Genomic DNA, 24,416 nt, shown 5'->3' with positions numbered 1-24,416 from the left:
CCTAATTATTCCAAAATAGAAATTTAAAAAAAATTTAACTGCCAATTATTTTTTCTAGAAGGGCATTTTTTTCACTAATTTCATTCTCCGGATCAATATCAACTTTAATTATTACAGATTTCCGGATAGAAATGCTCCATTCGAATGCCTCTCGTAATTTTTTAAAATTTGTCACGCTTTTAAACTTTACTTGATATCCATCTGCTAGTTTTGCCCAGTTTATTTCTTTAGGCATAAGAAATAGTTTTTTTAATTCATCATCTTTTAGATTATTTTTATAAATACGATTAAATATATTTCCACCATTATTATTTATTAAAAGGATTGTTAAATTCAAGTCGACTGAATTTTCAACAAGCCAGCCATTTATATCATGAACAAAAGCCAAATCTCCAGTCACAAGAAGAAGAGGATTCTTAATTCTAGAAATTCCTAATGCAAGAGATAAAGTACCGTCTATTCCAGATGCCCCCCTAAAACTGAAACAATTTCTTGTTAAAGTACTATTCTCAGAAAATGTAAGCCAATCTCTAATTGGGCTACTTGCAGAGAGCATAATAGGATTTTTAGCTGGCCATATTTTTGGTACAAGATTTGCAATCTTATACTCAGTAATTTGATTATTACTATTAATTTTCTCTTTTAAAATCTCCTTAATTTGCTCTCCTGCCACTATTAGATGAAGAGCTAAAGGACTTAGAGACTTATTATTTTTCTTGTTAATTGATAATTCTCCTAAAAATCTATCAACAAAATCTTTCAACCCAAACTCATATTCAAATGATTTTTTTATAGGGTCCAATTTTCTATGGTTTTTTTCCTTGATAAGAATTTGTACCCCTTCGAAGGTTGTTAAAAACTTCTCCAAATCAATTGAGGATGACATGGGTCCAAGCCTCAAAAGTTGATGACAATTGATTAAATTCTTATTTTTTCTTAAGACTAATTCCCAATTCATAACTAACCCTCTCAAATCAGAATAAACACCTGAAATAGGATCAGCAAATACTGGCCAACCAGTAATTTCTTGTAATTTTTCTAAAGATTTATTGAAAGAAGATAAGTCATTTATAGAACCTTGATAGGGACCTACCAAAATAATGCCTGATTCATCTAAATTTAGACTTTTTGAAATTTCTAAGAATTTGTTTTCATGAGACTTTATTTCAACTTCATGAAAAACATATTTTTTCTTTAAATAAATCTTCTTAAAAATCTCTAAAACATTTTTTTTATTTAAAAAAGAAATATCTAGAGGCTTATCGATAGGAATGTTTACATGGAAAGGACCAGGGAAGATCGATATTTGTTCCTCAATAATTCGCACTAAATTTAGAATCTCATTATCTTCTGTTTCATGGAGCCCATTGAGATTTGTACTTAAAACTCTTCTGCAGACTGAACTCAAAAATTCTTCTTGATTTACTGTTTGATTAGCCCCACAATCTTTTAACCTTAAAGGTCTATCAGCTGTAATAAATATAAGACCTTTACAAGATCGGTCAGCCTCAACTGCCGCTGGCAATAAATTACTTACTGCAGTTCCAGAAGTTGTAATAACCAAAGAAAGATTGCCAGATGCAGCAGAAATCCCAAGAGAGTGAAATCCTGCAGATCTCTCATCTATTGAATTAAAAATATTTACCAGTCCTAATTTACTTAATTCTCCTGCAGCTATGGCTAAAGGTGCTGATCTACTACCTGGACATATTATTAAATTTTGAACTCCAATTTTTACAAGAAGGTTTAAAAGTTGTAGACTTTTTAAAAAATTTTTGCATTCAATGGATGATGTCATAATTTATATAAATGCTTTGGGATTTTTCCTTATAACTGAATTAAATAAAAAATGTCCCCAACTGAAGAAAAAAGAAATTCAATAATTAAGGATTTAAAAAATCTTTTAATTTGGATATCTATTGCTTTGATTATACGATGGCAGGTTATAGAGCCAAGATGGATTCCATCCGGTTCAATGCTTCCCACTCTTCAAATACAAGATAAAATTCTTGTTGAGAAAGTAACCCCAAAAATCACATCCAAATCAAATCTTTCAAAATTAAAAAATAAAATAGTTGTTTTTAAGGTTCCAGACCAATTAATTATTGCTGGTTATGAAGCAGATACTGCATTAATAAAAAGAGTAATTGGGATACCTGGAGACAAGGTAGAAGTAAGAGATGGTAACCTTTACTTAAATGATATCCCTCAAGAAAATTACGCTTTTGACAAAAATATTAATTATTCTATAGGCCCTTTTATTGTTCCAAAAGAGTCATTATGGGTGATGGGTGATAATAGAAACAATAGTATGGACTCACATATTTGGGGATTTTTACCCTATGAAAAGATTATTGGTAAAGCTATTTTTAGATATTGGCCGTTCAATAAAATTGGACCTATTCGGTTCCCTGCCCTTAATAATTTAGTTTAATGGGTACTTGATGTTGTAGGGTTTGTATATCTTGAAGTTTAAGAAATGTTTAATCCAGAATTTCTTGCTACTGAAAATAATGATCCAAATGATGAGAATGATTTAATCCAATATTTACAAAAACAATCCCCTGAAGTTTTGCAAAGAGTAGCAAAATCAGCCAGTGAAGATATTCAAGAAATTATTAGACATAATGTTCAAGGTCTTCTTGGCATGCTCCCTTCAGATCAATTTGATGTAAAAATAACATCTTCAAAAGACAACATTGCCAATTTATTATCTTCTGCAATGATGACAGGATATTTCTTAAGACAAATGGAGCAAAGAAAAGAGCTAGAACAAACTCTTAAAAATGATGAAAACATGTCTATTGACGAATAATACATTTTAAAGATTAACTTCTTCAGGAATTATTCCTAGTTCAAACAACTTTTTATATAATCCAATCAGAAATTTATTATCCTCTGGTGCTTTATCCCATTTTTGGGAATTAATTTCATTAATTAATTTTTGACAGTCCTCTGTTGTAAATTTTATAGGTGCCGTAAAATGAGCTGGAATTAAATATTCCATATCTTTAAAAGTCTTGATATTTTCTAACCATTTAATTAACACCTCTTTTGAACGTGGAAAAATTAATTTTTGTAAAACTGGTGCAATTTGAATCTTAGGAATATCTTTACCCATAATTTCAACAAGCGAGGATTCCCAATCTTCGTCCCATAAAAAGGGATAAATACCGAAATGAGATCTCCAATTTCTAAGATCTTTTTTGAATGAATACTTAAAAATTTCTTTTAAAGGTGGAATATTTAATTTACCTGGTTTCAAAAAAGATGAAAATAAGATTAACCTTTTCCACCCTTTCTTTCTTTGTTCAATAGTGTCAATCAAAGGTTCATCTCCTCTCTCTCTAGAATGGAAAAGAAGTGGAGTTGGATCAAAATTAAATATCTCAGGTGGAGTGGAGTCTATTCCAACTATTGCGTCTGTTACATGAAGAGTTTTCGTAGAATAATGAAAACAGCTTATCTCCTGATATCTTCCAAGTCCTAAATTAAGCGGGCCTAATGAAGACCATTTAAAGGAATCTGTATGTGGAGTACCTTCCTCAAAAAGTATTCTTGTTTTTTTTGATGGAATTCCTAAAAAATCTAGTGGTAGATTTATAGGAAAGCTCCATTGTCCAGGACAAAGCCAAATTTCTGCATCTCTAAATATTCTTGAAAGCGCTGGAAGTCCTATTTTATGTTCTAGTCCAGAGGCACTTGGGAGAATTATTGTTTTTACCTTGCCATGAATCGCAATTAATTTTTTTAAATCATTTATTAATTCTTTTGTGGGAGGTAGTGGATTTATTAGCATCAATCCATTATCAACCTTTATCACCGTCATTCTTATTGGAACGGCAACGTAATAAAGGCCCTGTATTTGTTCCAAAGACCATATTTGATTAGGAATTAATTCTCTTAAAATTGTTTTCTTTTTTCCATATGGATATAAAGGAAATAATGGCCACCAATACCACTTTTTATTTAAGATGTCTTCTTCCATTATCGTTTATACCCAGCAAATAATTTTTTAAACTTGAATATTCCATATCTAGGAGCGAACAAAAAAGCAAATAAAAATATAAAAGTTTGGGCTAAGACTATAGAACCTCCGGTTTCAAGATCGAACCAAAAACTACAATAAATACCTATTAAACTTGAGATAATGGCGCTTAATACTGAAATAATGGTCATATTATCAAATTGATCAGTAAGTAAGTATGCAGTAGCGCCTGGAGTTATCAACATTGCAACTACCAATATTATTCCAACCGTTTGCAAACCAACAACGGCCGCTAAAGATAAGCATGTAAGAAGTAAATAATGTAAGAAATGGACATTAATTCCCACAGTTTTTGCATGTCTAGGATCAAAACAGTAAAGCATTAAATCTTTCCTAAAAACTGATAAAAGTATTACTACCAACAAAGAAATCAATACCGTTTGCTTCACATCAGATAGTGATATGCCTAATGGACTTCCAAAAAGAATAGAGTGGAGATCAATATTACTTTTGATCTTAGAAACTAAAACTATTCCAAGAGCAAAAAAGCCTGTAAAGACTAACCCAATAACAGTATCTTCCTTAACTCTCGATTTTTGTTTAACAAATCCTATAAGCGCTACAGAACCTACTCCGAATATAAATGCACCCAATGAGAAAGGGAGTCCCAAAGCATAAGCTACAACAACTCCAGGCATTACTGAATGTGATACGGCATCGCCCATTAAAGCCCAACCTTTGAGAGTTAAATAACTAGATAAAAACCCACAAACAGCCGCAACTAAAGAGCTCATAAATAAAGCTTTTCTCATGAAATCATGAGTTAAAGGATCTGTTAAGAATGTATTTATACTAGAGAATAAAAAGAACTCCATAAATAATTATTTTTTATGACTCAGGCCCAAACAAAACATCAGGAGAGATCCCACCAAAGGTACTTGTTATATTTTCAGGTGTAAATACTTCAGAGGTCTCCCCATATGCAACAACTGTTTTGTTTATTAAAAGGACCAAATCACAAACTTCGCGAACATGAATCATATCATGAGTAGATAATAAAATTGTTTTACCCTCATTTTTAAACTGAATAAATAATTCCGAAATTAGTTTCTCAGTTCTTATATCAACTCCCGTAAAGGGTTCATCCAGCAATAATATTGATGCTCTTTGTGCAATTGCTCTGGCTAAAAAAGTTCTTTTCCTTTGACCTCCAGACAAATTACCAATTGGTGTAGATAAAAAATCGGTCAGGTCAACCCTTTCAATAGCATCTTTAACAGCCTGAACATCAGATTCTCTTGGACACCTGAGAACATTCATCGAACCATATCTTCCCATCATTACAACATCCCAAACATTTACAGGGAATTGACTATCAATACCTTCACTTTGAGGAACATAAGCTATTGTCTGATCTTTCTGAGCAGACCTTAAAGACTCTCCATTTATTCTTATTTTCCCCTTAGAAATGTTAACAAAGCCAGTCAATGCATTAAAAAAGGTTGTTTTACCTGCACCATTCATTCCTACCAATCCACAAATTTGACCAGGTTTTAATCTTAAATTGGCATCATATAATGCAACTTTGCCGTTATAGTCTACGCATATATTTTCTGCATAAATCCTATAGTTTTGATAATGAAGTTTTTCCATATTTTATTCAAGACCTCTTTTAATAATTTCCAAATTATGTTTCAGCATTTCTAAGTAAGAATTAGCTGGGCCACTATCAACTGACAACGAATCAACATAAAGATTTCCTCCAAATTTAGTTCCAGTTTCATTGACAACAACCATTTGAGATTCATTACTTACAGTACTTTCACAAAATACAGCTGGGACATTTTTTTCCTTAACTAAGGATATTGTTCTTGCCATCCTTTTGGGAGTAATTTGACTCTCGGCATTAACGGGCCATAAGTAAACTTCATTTAATCCATAATCATTAGCGAGATAAGAAAATGCTCCTTCACAACTTACTAGATACCTTTTATCTTTTTCTAAGTTATTAATAAAAAGTGAAAAATCTTGATCAATTTTAGAGAGTTCATTTTTATAAGTTTCACCATTTTTTTCGAATAATTCTCTTTTGGAGGGCCTCAATTCTGATAAAGATTCCACGATAATATCTACATAAAGAATTCCTCTTTTTGGGGAAATCCAAGCATGGGGATTTGGTTTCCCTTTGTAAGTATCTTCACTTATAAAAATGGGTCCCAGATCATCTGCAATAGTTATTTTTTTAACTTGCAAATTAGAAACAAATTTTTCTGACCATATTTCAAACCCAAATCCATTATCCACAAAAACAAATGCTTCGGAGGCATTTATTAGATCGCTTGGAGTGGGTTTATAACCATGAACTTCTATTCCAGGTTTAGTGATTGATCTAACCACGAAGTCATCATTTTTAGCAATATTTTCAATTATATCTGCCAAAACGGTGAAGCTTGCTAAAACCAATTCTTTTTTAGTTTCATTCTTAGTTGAGATTCTCTTACATGCGGTAGTTGAAAAAAGACATATCAAATATACAAGAATTAAAAGTAAAAACTTTTTACGCATTTTTTAATACTGCAAGAGATTATCAACTATATCTAAGTCTAATTAAAGGATTTTTTAATTCAGATAACAAAGATTGCCAATTTATTTTCTCTTTTTCGAAAGCTTTTTCAACAATTTTCTCAGAATTTTCTTTTATAAATTCCAAGTCAGGCTCAGATACCCCTTTTGTTATAGCCATGAAATCCGCCAAGGAACTAGATACGACTCTTGTTAAATATGCTGCACTTATTGCTTGATAAGTTCCTGAAAACAACCAATTTGGGCCATGCAATTTTGTTAATCCAATTAAAGTTTGACCACTCCATTCAATTACTCCCTGAGCTATTGCAGTCTTTATAATTTGTTTTGATACTTTATCCAAAATTTCTGGAGACCAATTACATCCCCATATTGATTTTATCTCTTTAATCATTAGAGAATTTAAAACTGTCATAGACAATACATCTATTGAAGGAAGTGGTGACAAGAAAACAGTAGTGGCAACAAGAATTTGATTCTTCCTCTGTAAAACTTTCAATTGTGTTCTTCTTATCCCCTCAATCTCAGACTGCCATTTAGTATGCAATTGCTTCAAAAGCCTTTTCTTGGTATTCTCAATATTTTTACTTGAACTTAGAAAAAACTTCCTTAAAGAAAAAGGTATGTGAGTTAATTGATTTTTATTTGTATCAACTCTAATTATTCTATTTATAAATTCTCCTGATAATTGATCCTTCAATTCATCTATTTCATTTTGAGATTCAAATCCATTTGAAGATTGGGCTACTAACCAAATAGACATATCCTTAGGAAGCTTTTCTAACCATAAGAAGTCATTTGCAGATAAAGGTAAACTTAGAAAATATAAAAGAGCATCTGTATTTATTACGTTATCAGGAACAATCTCAGAAGAATTATATTTTGGCATTTTTTCAATAAAATTAAAATCAAACTTATCTTCTTTGAAGAAATCTCTAAATAAAGATTGAGTTGAGTCATAATCTTTCTTCCCTATTAAACAAATTTTCTCTTTTGCAAATCTATTAATTATCGAGTCAAGGGATAGTTGTCTTTGAAAATTTTGTTTTTCTAAATTATTTTTCTCCTCAATTTCCTCATAAAATTTTAAATCTTCATTACAAAGATTTACCCAGCCATCTAAATCCTTTGGCTCATTAAATTTTGGTCGGTCATTCTTAAGGAAAAAATATCCTCCAAAGCATAAAACAAAAAATCCTATTGACCCACCTGTTAAATGTATTAAATCACTTGCAAACCATTCTCCAAAGCCTAGTAAAAGTACAATAATAAGGATATTTTTCTTAGGAGACTTGATAAAATCCTTTAAAAGGTTGTCTTTACTAATATCAAACACGATAGTTTATATTCTAATTTTATTTTAATGCAAGTTGTGAATGAGAAAAGCAAATTACATAAGTCGTTAATCAAAAGATAAAATTTTAAGGCTTTTAAAAAGACTTATTGCATAACTAGATGCTAAGTTAATAAACTATTTAAATAACTTAAGAAACATCAAGATGTCTAATTCAAATTTCAGCAATAATCCTGGACAAGAAAATTACAGAGGTCGTTCTAATAATGAAAGATCTAATTTCAGAGATAGATCTGGAGGCAGAAGAGATGGAGGAGGATTCCGCATAAGATTGAGTGATAATGAAATGAAAGCCGTTAAATCAATACAAGAGACCTTTCAACTAAGGTCTACCGTTGCAGTTCTGGGTTTCTCTGTTAGAACACTTAGCGAAATGATCAAAGACGAAAAATTGATTGAATCAATAAAAGAATATGCAAAAAACAACAAAAACTCTTCTCCTAATAGACAATCACAAAATCCTTATGAAGAAAAGACGAAAGCAGCTCCTGACCCCTTTGCAAGACCTGTAAAAAGTACATCAACTGAAGAAATCCAATCTAGCGAAGTAGAAGAGGATGGCAAATAATAAAAGAATTCTTTCGGGAGTTCAACCAACTGGTGATTTACATATTGGGAATTGGCTTGGGGCTATAAATAATTGGGTTACGCTTCAAGAGCAATATGAAACATTTCTATGTGTAGTTGATTTGCACGCAATCACAGCTGCATATAATCCTAAAGAATTATCCAGAAATACTCTTTCTACTGCGGCTTTATATGTTGCTTGTGGAATAGATCCAAAGATATGCTCAATTTTTGTCCAAAGTCAAATTTCTGCACATTCAGAACTTTGTTGGATATTAAATTGCATGACCCCAATAAATTGGATGGAAAGAATGATTCAATTCAAAGAAAAATCCATACAACAAGGGAATAATGTATCTATTGGATTATTTGACTATCCAATCCTGATGGCTGCAGATATACTTCTTTACGACGCTGACTACGTACCAGTAGGCGAAGATCAAAAACAACATCTCGAACTTGCCAGAGATATTGCACAACAAAGAATTAATGCCAAATTTAGTAAAGATAAAAATATTCTGAAAATACCTCAGCCAATAATTATGAAGAATGGATCAAAAATAATGAGCTTAATTGATGGTTCAAAAAAGATGAGTAAAAGTGATCCTAACGAAGGTAGTAGGATCAATTTGTTAGATACCCCTGAAATAATCACAAAGAAAATAAAAAGAGCAAAAAGTGATAACTCATTTGGAATAGAATTTAATAATCCTGAGAGAGCGGAATCTAAAAATCTTCTAATGATTTATTCAATATTATCTGGCAAAGAAATTTCTCAATGTGAAAATGAATTTTCCGAGACTGGATGGGGGACATTTAAAAAATTAATTACGGAACAACTTATAGAATCTCTAGAACCTATTCAGGAAAAATATAAGGTCTTAATTAATGATCCATATCAATTAAACAATATTCTCAAAGAAGGGAAAGAAAAGGCTGAAGATTTAGCAAATAAAACTCTAAAAAGAGTTAAATCTAAACTTGGATTCTTTGAGATGGAGAAATAAATTATGCCAATAATTACCTTACCTGATGGTTCAAAAAAGGTTTTCGAAAAATCTGTAACTATTATAGAAATTGCCAAAAGTATAGGCTCTGGATTAGCTAAAGCAACAATTGCTGGAAAAGTAGATGATGTTCTTCTTGATGCAACTCTTCCTATAAATAAAGATTCCAAAGTTGTAATCATCACATCTAAAGATAAAGAAGGAATTGAAATAATAAGGCATTCTTTTGCTCATTTAATTGGTCATGCAGTTAAACAAATTTACCCTAATATTAAAATGGCAATTGGGCCTGTAATTGAAGATGGTTTTTATTACGATATTTTTTCTGAATACAGATTTACCCCTGAAGATTTAATAAAAATTGAAGATAGGATTAATAAATTAATAAAAACAAATTATGACGTTGAAATCTTACAAGTTTCCAAAGAAGAAGCAATTAAAACTTTTAAAGAAAGAGATGAGACTTTTAAACTACGAATAATTGAAGAAATTACTGAAGAAGGTCTAATCAATTTATACAAGCACGAAGAATATATTGACATGTGTAGAGGGCCTCACGTACCTAACACAAGACATTTGAGACACTTTAAGTTACTTAAATTATCAGGTTCATACTGGAGAGGGAATAGTGAAAATGAATCATTACAGAGAATCTATGGAACTGCATGGGCTAAAGAAAAAGAACTCAATGACTACCTAACAAGAATTGAAGAGGCGGAAAAAAGGGATCATAGAAAACTTGGAAAAAAACATTCACTATTTCATATACAAGAAGAATCTCCAGGTATGATTTTTTGGCATCCAAATGGATGGACAATCTACCAAGTGCTGGAAAAATACATAAGAGAAATACTTAAAAAAAATGATTATTTAGAAATTAAAACCCCACAAGCTGTTGATAAATCTCTTTGGGAAAAATCGGGGCATTGGGAAAAGTTTAGAGATGATATGTTCACTACCGCATCAGAGAATAGAACTTATGCAATTAAACCAATGAATTGTCCATGCCATATTCAAGTATTTAATCAAGGTTTAAAAAGTTATAAGGATTTACCTATTCGTCTTGCTGAATTTGGATCTTGTCATAGAAATGAGCCCTCTGGTGCACTTCATGGCTTAATGAGAGTAAGAAACTTTACTCAAGATGATGCACACATATTCTGCACAGAAGAGCAAATTCAAGAAGAGGTATCTAATTTTATCGATCTTGTTTTCGAGGTTTATAAAACTTTTGGCTTTGATGAAATCATTATCAAATTATCAACTCGTCCTGAAAAAAGGGTAGGTAGTGAAAAGATTTGGGATAAATCAGAAGAGGCTCTTTCCAAAGCTCTAGATAATAAGAATCTAAAATGGGAACTCCAACCTGGAGAAGGTGCTTTTTATGGTCCAAAAATAGAGTTCTCATTAAAAGATTGTCTTAATAGAGTATGGCAATGCGGAACTATTCAGGTTGATTTTTCAATGCCTATTAGATTGGATGCAACTTATGTAGATATTGATAATGAAAAAAGAAATCCAGTTATGCTTCATAGAGCAATTTTAGGATCCTTTGAAAGATTTATTGGAATCTTAATTGAACAATATGAGGCAAAATTCCCAATTTGGCTTGCTCCCTACCAAATAATTTTATTGAGCATTACCGATAGAAATATTGAAAAGTGTTTAAAGTTTAATGAATTAATAAATAATAATGGTTATCGATCAAAAGTTGATATTAGGAATGAAAAAATAGGATATAAAATAAGGGAGGCAACTCTGGGGAGAGTTCCTTTAATTGCAGTTATTGGAGATAAAGAAGAAGAAATTGATTCAGTTGCATTAAGAGCTTTGGATGGAACAAATTTAGGAATTTTCAATTTACCTAATCTATACAAATTGATGGATGAATTAATAGAAAAAAAAGGGAGAACAGAATAATTTCAAATATATGAATTTTCTTGCTTGTGATTTAGGAGGTACGAAGGTTTTATTGGGAATTTACAAAAAAAATATAAATGATGATTCTCCAGAATTAATATTAAAAAAGAAATATATATCTTCCGAATGGGAATCTTTTGAGTTAATTCTAGAAGATTTTCTCAAAAATGAATGCCGAAACTTTAATCATCCTTCCTCTGCTTGTTTAGCTGTAGCTGGTCCTATATCTGATAACAACGCAAAGATTATAAATTTGTCATGGAATATTTCTGGAAAAGCTTTAAAAAACAAATTCAATTTTAAAAGTTGCGAGCTAATTAATGATTTTGCAGTGCAAATTTATGGAATACCTTTCTTAAAAAAAAATCAATATTCCACAATCCAAAATGGAGCAACCTCTCAAGGTTCTAACAAAGATTTGCATGCCATTGTTGGTGCTGGGACTGGTTTGGGCATTGCAAGAGGAATAATATCAGGAAGTGAAGTAAAAGTTTTAGCTAGCGAAGGTGGCCATATTGAATACTCGCCAAAGTCAAAATTAGAATGGGATCTAAAGATTTGGCTCAAAAATTCTCTAAATACTGAAAGGATATCTTGTGAGAGAATTGTTAGCGGTCCTGGTTTATCAAGAATAGCCGAATGGAGACTTAGCAAATCTGATGCCAAAAACCATCCTCTACAAAAACATATCAAAGAAATTAAAGTTTCTGATGCTTTGAGAAAAGAACTACCAGAAAAAATTTGCACTCTTTCGAATGAGGGGGATCAGCTAATGATTGAAGTAGAGAGGATATGGTTAGGTGCTTATGCCTCTTTATTGGGAGATGTCGCTCTTCAAGAATTACCCTTTGGAGGGTTATGGATTTCTGGAGGGACTGCACCAAAACATTTCAAAAACTTTAAATCAAATTTATTTATGAAACAATTTTTTGATAAAGGAAGATTAAAAGATATTCTTAAAACAATACCTCTAAAAGTAATTTTAGATGAAGAGTTTGGACTTTTTAGTGCAGCCTGCAGAGCAAAAATGATTTTAAAAACAAATTAACAAGAAATGTCTATTCCTGAAGTAGGTAAAAAAATAAGAGTAACAGTACCTTCTACAACTGCAAACTTGGGGCCTGGATTCGACTGCCTTGGTGCAGCATTAGATCTATATAATGAATTTATTTTTTCAAGAATTGAAGGTGGTGGAGATAGATTTGATCTAATAATGGAAAGTACAGATGGTAATCATTTGAGAGGGGGACCTGAAAACTTAGTTTTTAGAGCGGCTCAGAAAGTATGGGAAAGTGCAAATATGGCCCCTTTTGCACTTGAAGCAAGAGTCAAGTTGGCTGTACCACCTGCACGTGGACTTGGTAGTAGTGCTACAGCAATAGTTGCTGGACTAATAGGAGCAAATGCAATAATGAACTCCCCACTTTCCAAAGAAAAACTTTTAGAACTTGCTATTGATATTGAAGGTCATCCTGATAATGTAGTTCCCTCTCTTTTAGGGGGTCTTTGTTTGACGGCCCGCTCTTCTTCTCAAAGATGGAGAATAATAAGATGTGATTGGCACGATTCTATTAAAGCTGTTGTAGCAATACCTGCGATTCGTTTAAGCACAAGTGAAGCAAGGAAAGTAATGCCTAAGAATGTTCCCATATCTGATGCGGTTACAAATATGGGGGCACTTACCTTATTGCTAAATGGATTAAAAGCAGGAAATGATGAATTAATAAAAGAGGGAATGTTTGATACTTTACATGAACCATACCGATGGAAACTTATTAAAGGTGGGCTGGAAGTCAAAGATGCCGCATTACAGGCAGGTGCCTTAGGATGCGCAATCAGCGGGGCTGGGCCAAGTATATTAGCTTTGTGTAAAAAGGAAAATGGTAAAAACGTTAGTCAAGCCATGGTAAAAGCATGGGAGAAGTCAGGTGTAGCAAGTAGAGCACCATTTTTAAACTTACAAACGATAGGTAGTCAATTCAGTACTATCTCTAGTAAGTAGTTTTACTTAGGCATTTTTAATGTTATAGTCTCAAGCTAGTGCAACTTCAACTAGAATAAAAATTATTCATTATAAAATGAATTTAGTATCTTTCCCTTGGCTATCCTCTATTGTTTTACTCCCTTTAATTGGGGCATTAATAATGCCATTTTTAAGTTCGAAAGAAGGAGAAGATAATACACTCCCAAGAAATATCTCATTAAGTTTTTTATTTATAGATTTTTTACTGATAATTGGAGTACTTTTACAAAAATTTAATACTGCGGATAGCTCACTGCAACTTATAGAAAGAACTGCGTGGTTACCATCAATAGGCTTAGAGTGGTCTCTTGGTGTGGATGGGTTGTCTGCTCCTTTAGTAGCCTTAAGTGGGTTAATTACATTTTTATCAGCTGCTGCAAGTTGGAAAATAAAGAAAAAATCTAATTTATATTTTGCCCTTTTATTAGTTCAAGCATCAGCTCAGGCACTTGTTTTCCTCTCTCAAGATTTCTTACTATTTTTCTTGGCTTGGGAACTTGAGTTAGTGCCTGTATATCTTCTTATTGCTATTTGGGGAGGGAAAAAGAAATTATATGCCGCCACAAAATTCATCCTTTATACAGCTTTAGCTTCCTTATTAATACTTATAAGCGGATTAGCTCTTGCCTTGAGTGGGGATACTTTTACTCTGAATATTACCGACTTAACCAATAAACACGTAACTGGCAGCTTAGCATTATTATCCTATTTAGGATTTTTAATTGGTTTTGGAGTAAAACTACCCATCTTTCCATTACATACCTGGTTACCCGATGCGCATGGAGAAGCTAATGCACCAGTATCAATGTTACTTGCCGGAATACTTTTAAAAATGGGAGGCTACGCTCTCTTAAGATTCAACGTTCAAATATTACCTGAAGTACATCTACAAATTGCACCTGCACTAATTATTCTTGGAATTATTAATATAATTTACGGAGCATTAAATGCATTCGCACAAGATAACGTTAAAAGGAGAATTGCATGTAGCTCAGTAAGTCATATGGGTTTCGTTCTCTTGGGAATTGGAGCAGTGGATGCTTTAGGTATAAGTGGAGCGATGCTTCAAATGATCAGTCACGGACTTATTGCAGCAGCAATGTTTTTTGTTACTGGTTCATTCTATGAGAGAACAAATACGCTTTCGATTCCAAATATGGGCGGTTTAGCAAAAGTTTTACCAATAACTTTTGCTTTTTTCTTGGCAAGCTCTCTAGCTTCTTTAGCATTGCCTGGAATGAGCGGTTTTATTAGCGAAATTACTGTATTTCTAGGTATAACTAGTCAAGAAGGCTTCAGCTCTCTTTTTAGATCAATCACAATACTTATAGCAGCTATTGGTCTAGTTCTAACGCCAATATATCTACTTTCAATGTGTAGAAGAGTATTTTTTGGGCCTAGAATTCCCGCACTAGCAACAGTTAAAGAAATGAGTGGTAGAGAATTAATAATTGGTTTCAGTTTGTTATTGCCTACTTTAGTAATAGGTTTTTGGCCAAAAATTGCCATAAATTTATATGAATCTTCCACAAATGCTCTCAGTCAGCAACTAACTTTAGCTAAGTTAGTAGGGTTAATTTCAAACATTAGTTAAGTTTAAATTACTTGAATAAATGGAAACCTCGATTTTTAAATTTGAAGAATTACCAGAATTTAAAAAATTTACTCCAGAAAGTATTGGAAAGCAATTTCCAATTGTACTAGAAAAGATAACCAAAGATTTTAAAAACATAGAGAAAAATTTATCTTTTTATTTGAGTCAAAATGATTTGAATTGGGATAAAGTAATAAATCCTTTAAATGAAGTCAATGAAGTTCTTAGATGGAGTTGGGGAGTAATAAGCCACTTAAATGCAGTAAATAACTCTGAAAGTCTTAGAGAAATTTATTCAAAATTTCTTCCCGAGATTATTAGCTTGAGTAACAAATTTGGACAAAGTAAAATAATTTACAACTCTTTAGTCAAACTTAAAGAAACAAATAACTTTGATCAGATCAAAAACAGAATTTTAGAAAAAGAAATTCTTGAGATGCAACATAGAGGCATTTCACTACAAAAAAATGATCAAGAGGTTTTCAATAACATTGCAGAAAAGCTTGGCAAGCTATCAACAGATTTCAGCAACAATGTTCTTGACGCAACTAATAAATGGTTCTTAATTTTAAATAAAAAATCTGAAGTTGATGGTCTCCCTGAGCGAGTACTGGAATTAATGGCAATTTCAGCTCATAATCTCCTAAAGAAGGATGGCGAAGTTAACATTAAAAATGGTCCTTGGAAATTAAGTCTAGATATTCCAACTTATACATCTTTTATGACATACGCCACTGACCGTAAACTTAGAGAAAAACTTTATAAGTCGTTCGTGAGTAGAGCCTCTCAAGGAGAAAAAAATAATTCTCAAATTATTGAAGAGATACTAACTCTAAGAACTAAACAGGCTAATCTTCTTGGGTATAAAAGTTGGGCAGAACTAAGTTTGTCAACGAAAATGGCCAAAGAAATTAAAAATGTTGAAACTCTTTTAGAGGAATTGAGAGAACCAGCCTTTAAAACAGCAAAATTCGAATTAGAAACACTCGATAAATTTTCAAGGAATAATGGGTTTCCTCAATCCGAGAATGTTGAGCCATGGGATATTAGTTATTGGTCTGAACTTCTTAGAAAGGAAAAGTTCGATTTAGATCAAGAGTCTTTGAGACCTTGGTTCCCTCTAAATGATGTATTAAAGGGATTATTTAAACTAAGCGAAAATCTATTTGAAATTAAAGTCGTCGAAGCAACTAATGAAGCACCTTTGTGGAATGATGACGTTTTGTTTTTTAATATCCTCGATAAAGAAGATAAAAAAATAGCATCTTTTTACCTAGATCCATATTCTCGACCAGAAACTAAAAGAGGAGGAGCATGGATGGATGAATGTTTGAATAAAAATAATGTTGGAAAGAATACGCTCCCTGTAGCTTATCTTGTTTGTAATCAGACTCCACCATCAAAAGATAAACCTAGTTTGATGAGTTTTGAAGAAGTTCAAACACTTTTCCATGAATTTGGTCACGGTCTGCAACATATGCTTACTACTGTAAATCTCCCACAAGCTGCTGGCATAAATAATGTTGAATGGGATGCGGTTGAACTTCCAAGTCAATTTATGGAGAACTGGTGTTTCCATAAAAATACACTCTTGAATATTGCTAAACACTATAAAACAGGAGAAAAATTATCCGATGAAAACTTTGTTAAACTTTTAAAGAATAGGACTTTTAATTGTGGTATGGCCACACTTAGACAAATTCATTTTGCGATTACAGATCTAAGATTACACAGTAATATAGACAAAAATAAAGGTAAAACTGCAGATCAAATCAGAAGAGAAATCGCAGAAAAAACTACTGTAATTACTCCAATCCAAGAAGATCAATTTCTTTGTTGTTTTAGTCATATATTTGCAGGAGGATATTCTGCGGGATACTACTCGTATAAGTGGGCTGAGGTTTTGAGTGCTGATGCTTTTTCTATGTTCGAAGAGGCTGATCTAGAAAACACTGAAGATTTGAAGAAAATAGGAAAGAAATTTAAAGACACAATACTCAGCTTAGGAGGAAGCTTATCTCCGTTAGAGATATTCAAATTATTCAGGGGCAGAGAGCCTCAAACAGATTCCTTAATAAGACACTTGGGTTTGTCTGGGGCTACATAATAATTCTCTCAATTATTTTCTCAACAGAAAAGTTATTTCTTACCAAATTTCTATGTTTATATACTTTTACAGGTATTTTTTCTCCTATATTTAAATTAGTCCACCAGCTAGGGAAAACCATTAGATCCCAGTAAGTAAAAAAACTTATACACTCGATTCCATCAAGAAAACAATCATTCTTTGCAAGTTCTTTCAAAAACTGACTATTTATTTTCATTTCTGATATTCCTCTAAACGGGAATTTAGGTACTAGTTGAGCCATCAATGTTCCTTTATGCGGGGAACCAATGGATATTAATCTTCTTGTTCTTGTATTACCATTAAATTTTTGAAGCCAATATCTAGCAATTATTCCTCCCATAGAGAATCCTAAAATATCTATTTCTTTTTCTAAACCATATTTCTCTAAAATTAATTCGTTTAATATATTAGTTAAATCAATAATTGAAGTCATTCCGAGTGAATGATTAAGAGTTGGGGCAAAATATTCAATTCCAATATCATCAAGTTTTGAGGTAATGAAAGAAAAAATACTTGAAGTATTCCAAAGACCATGAATCAATATTATAGGATTTCTTTTTTCCAAAACTTTTAATTATTTTCAAGAATTCTTACTATTGATACCTTCCCATCAAAACCAATAATTGGAGGATTGCACTTTGTCAAAATAATTTTAATTTTAGAAAGCTGAAATTCCTTATCAATAATTTCTAAAATTGCATTTGAGTATTTTTCGATTGTGAAAAAATATATTTTCTTTGATTGACCTTTTAAAAGGTGAACTAATTTTGAATAATCAACTGTTTTTTTAATATCATCATTTAAAGTAGACTTTTCAAAATCAGTCCACAAAAATATATCCAAACGAAATAGTTGTCCTAATTGCCTCTCTTCATCAAGCACACCCACTCTAGCCCAAAGTTTAATATTCTCAATTTTTAAAAATGTTTCCATCTTCAAAAGTTTTAAAGATCTTTATGAGTGTATATTGCCTTTCCAGATGAAAAATCATCAACTATATCTCCATCTCCTTTCAGGAAATATTTATATGTAACTAAACCCTCTAGGCCTACAGGTCCTCTTGGGGGAAGAGTTTGAGTCGATATCCCAACTTCAGCTCCGAATCCATACCTAAACCCATCTGCAAACCTAGTAGAGCAATTATGAAAAACACCTGCACTATCAACCATATTCATAAATTTATTAGCAGTACTTAAATTTTCAGTGATTATTCCATCAGTATGTTTTGAACTAAATTTTTGAATATGCGTGATTGCCTCATCAAGATCGTCAACAATTTTTATAGATAAAATTAAATCTAAATATTCCGTTTGCCAATCTTCTAGGCTAGCCTCATACTTTAACCCTAATTCAACTGATCTTTTATCTCCAATTAACTTAACATTATTAGAATTAAACAATGGTATAGCCTTTTCTAAAAAAACTGGTGCAATATCTTTATGCACTAATAAAGTTTCAATAGCATTACATGCTGCAGGATATTGAATTTTGCTATCCAAAGAGACTGACAAAGCCATCTCTAGATTTACCTCATTATCTATAAACAAATGACAAATCCCATCAGCATGGCCCAACACAGGAATTCTTGTATTTTCCTGAATAAATTTAACTAATTCATTACTTCCTCTTGGAATTATTAAATTAATATATTTCTCAAGATTCAACATCGACATACTATCTTTTCTGCTTGTAAGTAAGCATATTGCATTTTCATCAAGACCTGATTCATGCAAACCCTTTTGTAATGCTCTGACTATTGCAATGTTGGTTAAATTAGCTTCACTACCACCCTTAAGCATTACTCCATTACCTGATCTTATTGCTAGAGAACTAATCTGCATAACAGCATCTGGTCTTGATTCAAAAATAACCCCAAGGACTCCTATAGGCACAGTTTTTCTTTCTAAGATCAATCCCTTGGAAAGCTCTCTTTTGATTTGGAATTGATTTACAGGATCAGCCAAGTCTCCAACTTTTCTTACCCCCTCAATTCCTGAAATTAATTTTTCTTTTGATAACTTTAATCTAGAAAGTAAGGCCTTTGAAATTCCCTTCTTTTCTGCTTTTGTATAGTCCTCATTATTAGCCTCTAAAATTTCTTTAGTATTTTTTTCTAGATAATCAGCCATAAAATTTAATGCTTTAATTCTATTATGATTTTCAGCTTGACTTATTTTTATTGATGCCAAACGAACTTGATCAGCTTTTTCAAGAAGCTCATTTCCTAGTTGAGGAACTTCAAAGATATTGGCCATATATTTTTTTAAAATTAATTTAATAATAATTCAAATCAAGGATTCTTTAAACTAACTTTTTTGTGAATTAATATCTAAAAAATAATTGAACTTGACTTTTCCAATCCCCATTAGAATCATAGGAGCCTAATAATTCTAGGTTTGGACTAGCCTGAAAAGTAAAAATTCCTGTAGGTGGAAGATCATCTCTACCTGGAACAGTTTGAAATGCGAAATTCACTGCATCCGTAACATCAAATCCTAGTTCTGCTATCCAAGCTTGAGAAGAAAATTCCTCATTAGAAGATGATTGTCCATTATTTTCTATATCTAAATTTTCATTAGAAAAAATGTTATTTAAAGAATCATTATTTTCTATCAAAGCTGGATATAAAGACAACTGGAATTTTTCACTAAAAGCATCCGCATTATTAAGTTGAGAAATAAATGCTCTATTTATTAAATTTGCAGAGTTACCCCCAATTAAACCAATTATTTGCGACCTGTTATAACTTGGAGTACTCCTTAATTGGATTCTTTTATTTTCATCTTCAAATGATAATTGATCTAAAAATCCTTCGTAAGAAGCTTCAATCTTAATAAGTCTGGTATTGCCAATACCAAAAGAACCAAAACCACTTGAAGTATTATCTTTATCAATATCACTTGAGATATTTGAATCCTGATTATTTTCACTTATTGGAATTATAGAATCCGGAACTTTACTCACCAGAGAAAAATTAATGTATGGAACTACACCACTTCTTGGTGCAAATACAATATAGTTATCTTTATATTTATCCAGTTTAAATGGCGTAGTATATAGATTAGCCCTACCTTTTGTTATATCAATAAGACCTCTAGCATTTAAATCTTTTCCTACTCCACCATTGATATTAAGGTCTACAACAGTTTCTAAATAAGCTTTAACTATCTCTGAATATTGAAGTTTAAATTCTGGTCCAAGTTTTAATTTAAGGTTATCAAAAAACAAATTTTCCAAATAATTAGGCAAAGTTTCTCCTAAAAGAACTTTATTCAAAATCGTTTCATTTGAAATTATTTCAATGCTCTTATTGTTATTCCAATATAGTTCTGGCCAATATTTTTTATTGTCTTTTAGTTTAGTATTATTATCTTTTTTATTAGGTTTTTTGGTGCTATTAAAATTTACAAATCCATTATTTAGAGATAGATTCCCTCCTAAAACAGGATTTTCAAATGACCCACTTAAATCTATATCTGAATCTACTAAAAAATTAAAATTATCTGACTTTAAAGTAAATTTATTAGTTATCAAATTAATCTCTGCTTTTCCATAATCATTCTGACTATAAAAAGGCAAAGAACCTCTTATAAAAATATTTCCAGTATTTTCTGAATTTGCTTTTAGATTTTTGATTTCTAAAGAATCAAAATCAAAAATTATTAAGCCATTAATATCTTTAATTATATTGTTGTAAAAATCTATTTCAGAATCTTTTATTACCACAAATCCATTTAATATTGGTTTATCAATAGTACCTTTTATTATCATTCTAAGATTCGCTTCACCTTCATTAAAGTTAAAGTATTCATCCGCAAAAATATCAATTAAATCAATAAATTTGCCATTCCCAATAAATCTCAGATCCAAATCAGAAGAAGTGTTTATGGGTATTTTGCCTTTAATTTTAATTGGGATTTCTGAGTCATTTATAAGCAAGGAAAAATCAATATCAAAAATAGAGTTATTAAATTCAATAAGTCCTTTATCAAATAATATTTTATTATTTTTAATTGATGAATTATTGGAAGAAATTTCACTCGAGAAAGATTTTTTATCAAGATCATAAAATAAATTCATATCCAAACTTCCAAGAAAATCTCTTGGCTTGTTTAAAAAGATATTTGCAGCACTTAATGGTAATTTTTTAATTCTTAAAGAACCATCACCTTTTAATAAGCCTCCTTCCAAATCAATAGAAAATTCCTCTTTGTTATTTTTGTTATCCTCTCTAAATACATTAAGATAACCATTTATTTTTGCATTTAATTTGTAGTTGCTTGGCCTATCGCCCTTAATTGTTAGCTTTGCACTATATCTACTGCTAAATTTATTTAAATATTTTTGCAAGTTAAATTTATCCCTTAACGCATTATTATTTTCTTTAAAGTTATTTATAAAATCTATTCTCTCTTTAAAAGAATTATTATCTTTATTTATTTCCAAATCATCCAAGATATTAGACTTACTTGTTGGAATAACTTTTTTATTGTCAAAATTAAAAATATCAACTGCAGTAAGGATAGTCCAGCTAGTACTTATATTTTTAAAGTCTAAATTAATTAAATTATTTTTATTTGAGTCATATTCGACTTCAATTATTCCTCCATCGATTGGATATAATGAAGAGTTGACATTAAAAGAATTATTTTTGAAGCTAAAATCGAATAATGAATTTGCTAACTTTATATTTCTATATTGACCTAAACTCCAAGCCATTCGCCCATCAAGAATGGACTGGTCTAAAGATATTGAGCCCGCACCATTAATGATTCCTTTAATTCTATCGAATTGATTTTTGCTTATAGATAATTCAAGTTCATCAAGAGGGAAATTATCAGCTCTCCAACTATAACGATCATCTTCTTTGAATATCTCTATACGCCCTTTATTTGAGTTAAAAACTCTTATAAAATTTATTTTGTCTAGTTTAAGTTCAGAATCAAAGTTAACTGAGAGAAATGAAGGTATTGGTGAATATCTATTTTTCATATTTAACAGAAATTCATTATTATCATTTTTAAAATCTCCCTCCCATATTTCCCTAATACGAATACCTTTATAGTGAGGATAATCAACATTAAATTTAATAAAAATATCAGGATCACTAATTTTTCCTTTTAATTCTCCTTTAGCAGTAACGAAACCCCTTATATCATTATTTCGGAAAATATTTAAATTAGATAATTGAGTTCTATTTATCCTGAAACTAGAATCGATATTCCCAAAATTAATACCTCTTTTGTCAACCCAATAAGGAATATTTCCCAATAATTTAATATCTGGATTCAGACTATCAACATATCCAATACTTCCTTTTAAATAAATATTATTTAAACTTTTGCTTAATGGAACATTAAGATTAAAATTTGAAGTTAAAGTCCCATAATTTAAGTTTTCTGAATTTCCTATTAAATTATTTTCTTTACAAAAAAAACTAGTTAAATCTGAATTTATATTCTCCGAGAAAGCTTCGGGTTTTATTTTTAAATTAGTAAAAGAAAATCTTCCTTTGCAAAATGTTTGGTTTGATGATTTATTAAATTTAAAGTTAGTTTTAAAATTTCCTTTTTTAAAGGTAATTTTTCTGCTACCAAAAATATATTCAGAATTCTCAAGATCTAATCCCCCAGAGAATAACTCCATCCTTAAAAAGTCTTGATTTAACTTCGTATTAAATTTAAATTTTATAAAACCTTTTCCATCAAATTTAGATTTTACATTTGCAATGATTTGTTTATTACTAGACTTAAAAATAACATTACCTTTTACTTTTGTTTTTAATCCTGTATTTTTAAAATTAAAAATTGAATATTTATTTAAGTTAAAATTTAGTTCATAGTTTAATTTTGATTTTTTTGTAATTCGAGCTTTTTTATAAGATTCATCACTTTTAAAAAAATCTCTATCTACATTTATTTCAGTTTGGTCAGGTCTTATTTTTAATATCCATTTTTGTTTTAAAAAAGATCTAAAAGGCATAATCCCTACATATACATTTTTAGCTTTAATTTCAGAATCAATATTTTTTTTATTAATTATTTTTGAATTTCCCAAAGAAAAACCTAAAAATCTAATTCCGGAATAATCACCCAAAGAAACCTTTTTATTTAAAAATTTCTCCAGACTGTCTTCAAGTCCTGATTTCCTAGAATTATAGTTATCTCTTAAAAAATTATTTAATAAAAAGGTGCCGAAAAATCCTAAGGACAAAATAATCCCTGACAATAGAATTTTTGTATTTAAATTTAGAGATCTAATTTTTTTCAAGTTAGAACCCAAAAATAGAGTAGGCTTACAAAATATAAGAAATTAATTAGGTCAAAGCCACTAAATGTCTTTTTTTGAACTATTAGAGAACACGCCAAGAATTTTTGGATTTTTGGGAATATTTCTTTTTATTTGCACTCTAGCAGCTTTTTTATTTAATTTTGGTTTTAAATTTCGAATAATAGGAGCAACCATTTTCTCTTTATTACTTTCTTTAAGCAGTTGGGCATTTATACAAAGTTATACAGAAAAAGTAGTAATAGAAGATGCCAAATATGTCCCAATTGTCTATGACAATGGGTTTGATTTGATAATTGCTAAAGCAGAGGATGACTTCCCAGAAGAGTCTATTGAACCAACATTAAAACAACTTTCAGAAAACCTGAGAAAAGGTAGCAGGTCGGGGGCGAACGTAAAAATAAAGATAAGGAAACTTAAAAAAATTTCAGATGGCGTAAGTAAACCAGTGGTAATAGGTGAAGTTCAGAAAAATGTAAAAATGAATTAGTTCCAAAAAAATAATGGAAAGCAAAACCTTTTTAGATTTTTTGCCAAGTAACTTTAGACATGAGAAATCTTTTTTTATTCAAAATAATCTAACTGACTTTGAAAAACTAAGTAATCTTTCAGATTTAGACATAAATGAGATTCAAGTAAAATCATCACTATGTACATTAAATAATCTAAAGAAAATTAGAGCTATAGCTATTTTTAAAAAAGAAATTGGAATTTCCCCACCAGAAGCATATCTACTTTTACATTGCGGTATATGTTCTATTAAATCATTATCATTATCTACTCCTTATGAATTAGAACGCAAAATTGGTAGATTAGAAAGAAGTCTTAGAGTGAAAACTGAGACAGATATAACTTTTACTCTTTTAAAAAAATGGATTAAAAGAGCTAGTCAAATCTACAAATCTATTTGAAATCTTTGTTAAAAAAATTTTTTCATGTAGAATTCATAAAAAGTTAGTAATTA

The 24,416-nt window shown here is 30.8% G+C and carries 21 protein-coding genes; 11 read left to right on the top strand and 10 right to left on the bottom strand.

Annotated features, from left to right (window positions below; genetic code table 11):
* Positions 1-34 precede the first annotated feature (34 nt).
* Positions 35-1,798, bottom strand: a complete 1,764-nt coding sequence (gene menD, locus EU96_RS03220) for a 2-succinyl-5-enolpyruvyl-6-hydroxy-3-cyclohexene-1-carboxylic-acid synthase (protein WP_032526904.1) — start codon at positions 1,796-1,798, stop codon at positions 35-37.
* A gap of 51 nt (positions 1,799-1,849) precedes the next feature.
* Here menD and lepB point away from each other — a divergent pair, with 51 nt between their 5' ends.
* On the top strand, positions 1,850-2,434 hold the full coding sequence (gene lepB / locus EU96_RS03225) for a signal peptidase I (protein ID WP_032526903.1): 585 nt from the start codon (positions 1,850-1,852) through the stop codon (positions 2,432-2,434).
* Positions 2,435-2,479: 45 nt separating this feature from the next.
* On the top strand, positions 2,480-2,815 hold the full coding sequence (locus EU96_RS03230; protein WP_032526902.1) for a DUF760 domain-containing protein: 336 nt from the start codon (positions 2,480-2,482) through the stop codon (positions 2,813-2,815).
* Positions 2,816-2,821: 6 nt separating this feature from the next.
* Here EU96_RS03230 and EU96_RS03235 read toward each other — a convergent pair whose 3' ends face one another.
* The 5 genes from EU96_RS03235 to EU96_RS03255 are packed head-to-tail and all read right to left on the bottom strand — an operon-like array spanning position 2,822 to position 7,907.
* A complete protein-coding gene (locus tag EU96_RS03235; RefSeq protein ID WP_032526901.1) occupies positions 2,822-3,988 on the bottom strand; it encodes a DUF4336 domain-containing protein in 1,167 nt (388 codons plus the stop codon).
* Positions 3,988-4,863, bottom strand: coding sequence for a metal ABC transporter permease (locus tag EU96_RS03240; RefSeq protein WP_032526900.1), 876 nt, complete (start codon positions 4,861-4,863; stop codon positions 3,988-3,990). The genes EU96_RS03235 and EU96_RS03240 overlap by 1 nt, the downstream gene beginning before the upstream one ends.
* A gap of 13 nt (positions 4,864-4,876) precedes the next feature.
* Positions 4,877-5,641, bottom strand: coding sequence for a metal ABC transporter ATP-binding protein (locus EU96_RS03245; RefSeq protein WP_032526899.1), 765 nt, complete (start codon positions 5,639-5,641; stop codon positions 4,877-4,879).
* Positions 5,642-5,644: 3 nt separating this feature from the next.
* On the bottom strand, positions 5,645-6,553 hold the full coding sequence (locus EU96_RS03250; protein ID WP_032526898.1) for a metal ABC transporter substrate-binding protein: 909 nt from the start codon (positions 6,551-6,553) through the stop codon (positions 5,645-5,647).
* A 22-nt stretch (positions 6,554-6,575) separates the two neighbouring features.
* Positions 6,576-7,907, bottom strand: coding sequence for a YcjF family protein (locus EU96_RS03255; protein WP_032526897.1), 1,332 nt, complete (start codon positions 7,905-7,907; stop codon positions 6,576-6,578).
* Between the two features lie 163 nt (positions 7,908-8,070).
* On the opposite strand from EU96_RS03255, the gene EU96_RS03260 reads away from it, so the two are divergent.
* The 7 genes from EU96_RS03260 to EU96_RS03290 all read left to right on the top strand — a co-directional run bounded on the left by EU96_RS03260 (position 8,071) and on the right by EU96_RS03290 (position 17,143).
* Complete coding sequence (locus EU96_RS03260) at positions 8,071-8,493, top strand: hypothetical protein (protein ID WP_032526896.1); 423 nt, start codon at positions 8,071-8,073, stop codon at positions 8,491-8,493.
* Positions 8,483-9,499, top strand: coding sequence for a tryptophan--tRNA ligase (trpS, locus tag EU96_RS03265; RefSeq protein WP_032526895.1), 1,017 nt, complete (start codon positions 8,483-8,485; stop codon positions 9,497-9,499). Before EU96_RS03260 ends, trpS begins: the two co-directional genes overlap by 11 nt.
* Before the next feature lie 3 nt (positions 9,500-9,502).
* On the top strand, positions 9,503-11,419 hold the full coding sequence (thrS, locus tag EU96_RS03270) for a threonine--tRNA ligase (RefSeq protein WP_032526893.1): 1,917 nt from the start codon (positions 9,503-9,505) through the stop codon (positions 11,417-11,419).
* A 10-nt stretch (positions 11,420-11,429) separates the two neighbouring features.
* Positions 11,430-12,467 carry a glucokinase gene (locus EU96_RS03275; protein WP_032526892.1) on the top strand — a complete coding sequence of 346 codons (1,038 nt, stop codon included), beginning with the start codon at positions 11,430-11,432 and terminating at the stop codon, positions 12,465-12,467.
* Between the two features lie 6 nt (positions 12,468-12,473).
* Positions 12,474-13,421, top strand: a complete 948-nt coding sequence (gene thrB, locus EU96_RS03280) for a homoserine kinase (protein WP_032526891.1) — start codon at positions 12,474-12,476, stop codon at positions 13,419-13,421.
* Positions 13,422-13,497: 76 nt separating this feature from the next.
* The gene (locus EU96_RS03285) at positions 13,498-15,036 is read left to right on the top strand and encodes an NAD(P)H-quinone oxidoreductase subunit 4 (protein ID WP_032526890.1); all 1,539 of its coding nucleotides are present in this window, start codon (positions 13,498-13,500) and stop codon (positions 15,034-15,036) included.
* 19 nt (positions 15,037-15,055) lie between these two features.
* Entirely contained in the window at positions 15,056-17,143 is a 2,088-nt protein-coding gene (locus EU96_RS03290) for a M3 family metallopeptidase (RefSeq protein WP_032526889.1), read from the top strand.
* Here EU96_RS03290 and EU96_RS03295 read toward each other — a convergent pair.
* From EU96_RS03295 to EU96_RS03310, 4 genes are all read right to left on the bottom strand, one after another.
* The gene (locus tag EU96_RS03295; RefSeq protein ID WP_032526888.1) at positions 17,136-17,729 is read right to left on the bottom strand and encodes an esterase/lipase family protein; all 594 of its coding nucleotides are present in this window, start codon (positions 17,727-17,729) and stop codon (positions 17,136-17,138) included. The genes EU96_RS03290 and EU96_RS03295 overlap by 8 nt on opposite strands.
* 5 nt (positions 17,730-17,734) lie before the next feature.
* A complete protein-coding gene (gene folB, locus EU96_RS03300; protein ID WP_032526887.1) occupies positions 17,735-18,097 on the bottom strand; it encodes a dihydroneopterin aldolase in 363 nt (120 codons plus the stop codon).
* Positions 18,098-18,108: 11 nt separating this feature from the next.
* Positions 18,109-19,419 (bottom strand): glutamate-5-semialdehyde dehydrogenase, encoded by a 1,311-nt coding sequence (locus tag EU96_RS03305; RefSeq protein ID WP_032526886.1) that lies wholly within the window; start codon positions 19,417-19,419, stop codon positions 18,109-18,111.
* A 67-nt stretch (positions 19,420-19,486) separates the two neighbouring features.
* Entirely contained in the window at positions 19,487-23,383 is a 3,897-nt protein-coding gene (locus tag EU96_RS03310; protein ID WP_032527025.1) for a translocation/assembly module TamB domain-containing protein, read from the bottom strand.
* 115 nt (positions 23,384-23,498) lie between these two features.
* On the opposite strand from EU96_RS03310, the gene EU96_RS03315 reads away from it, so the two are divergent.
* Both EU96_RS03315 and EU96_RS03320 read left to right on the top strand, forming a co-directional pair.
* A complete protein-coding gene (locus tag EU96_RS03315) occupies positions 23,499-23,942 on the top strand; it encodes a DUF2518 family protein (protein WP_032526885.1) in 444 nt (147 codons plus the stop codon).
* A 13-nt stretch (positions 23,943-23,955) separates the two neighbouring features.
* Entirely contained in the window at positions 23,956-24,363 is a 408-nt protein-coding gene (locus EU96_RS03320) for a DUF4332 domain-containing protein (RefSeq protein WP_032526884.1), read from the top strand.
* Positions 24,364-24,416: the final 53 nt, after the last annotated feature.

This window comes from Prochlorococcus marinus str. MIT 9302 (assembly GCF_000759975.1).
GTDB lineage: Bacteria > Cyanobacteriota > Cyanobacteriia > PCC-6307 > Cyanobiaceae > Prochlorococcus_A > Prochlorococcus_A marinus_M.
This window is presented reverse-complemented; position numbering and strand designations above follow the sequence as displayed.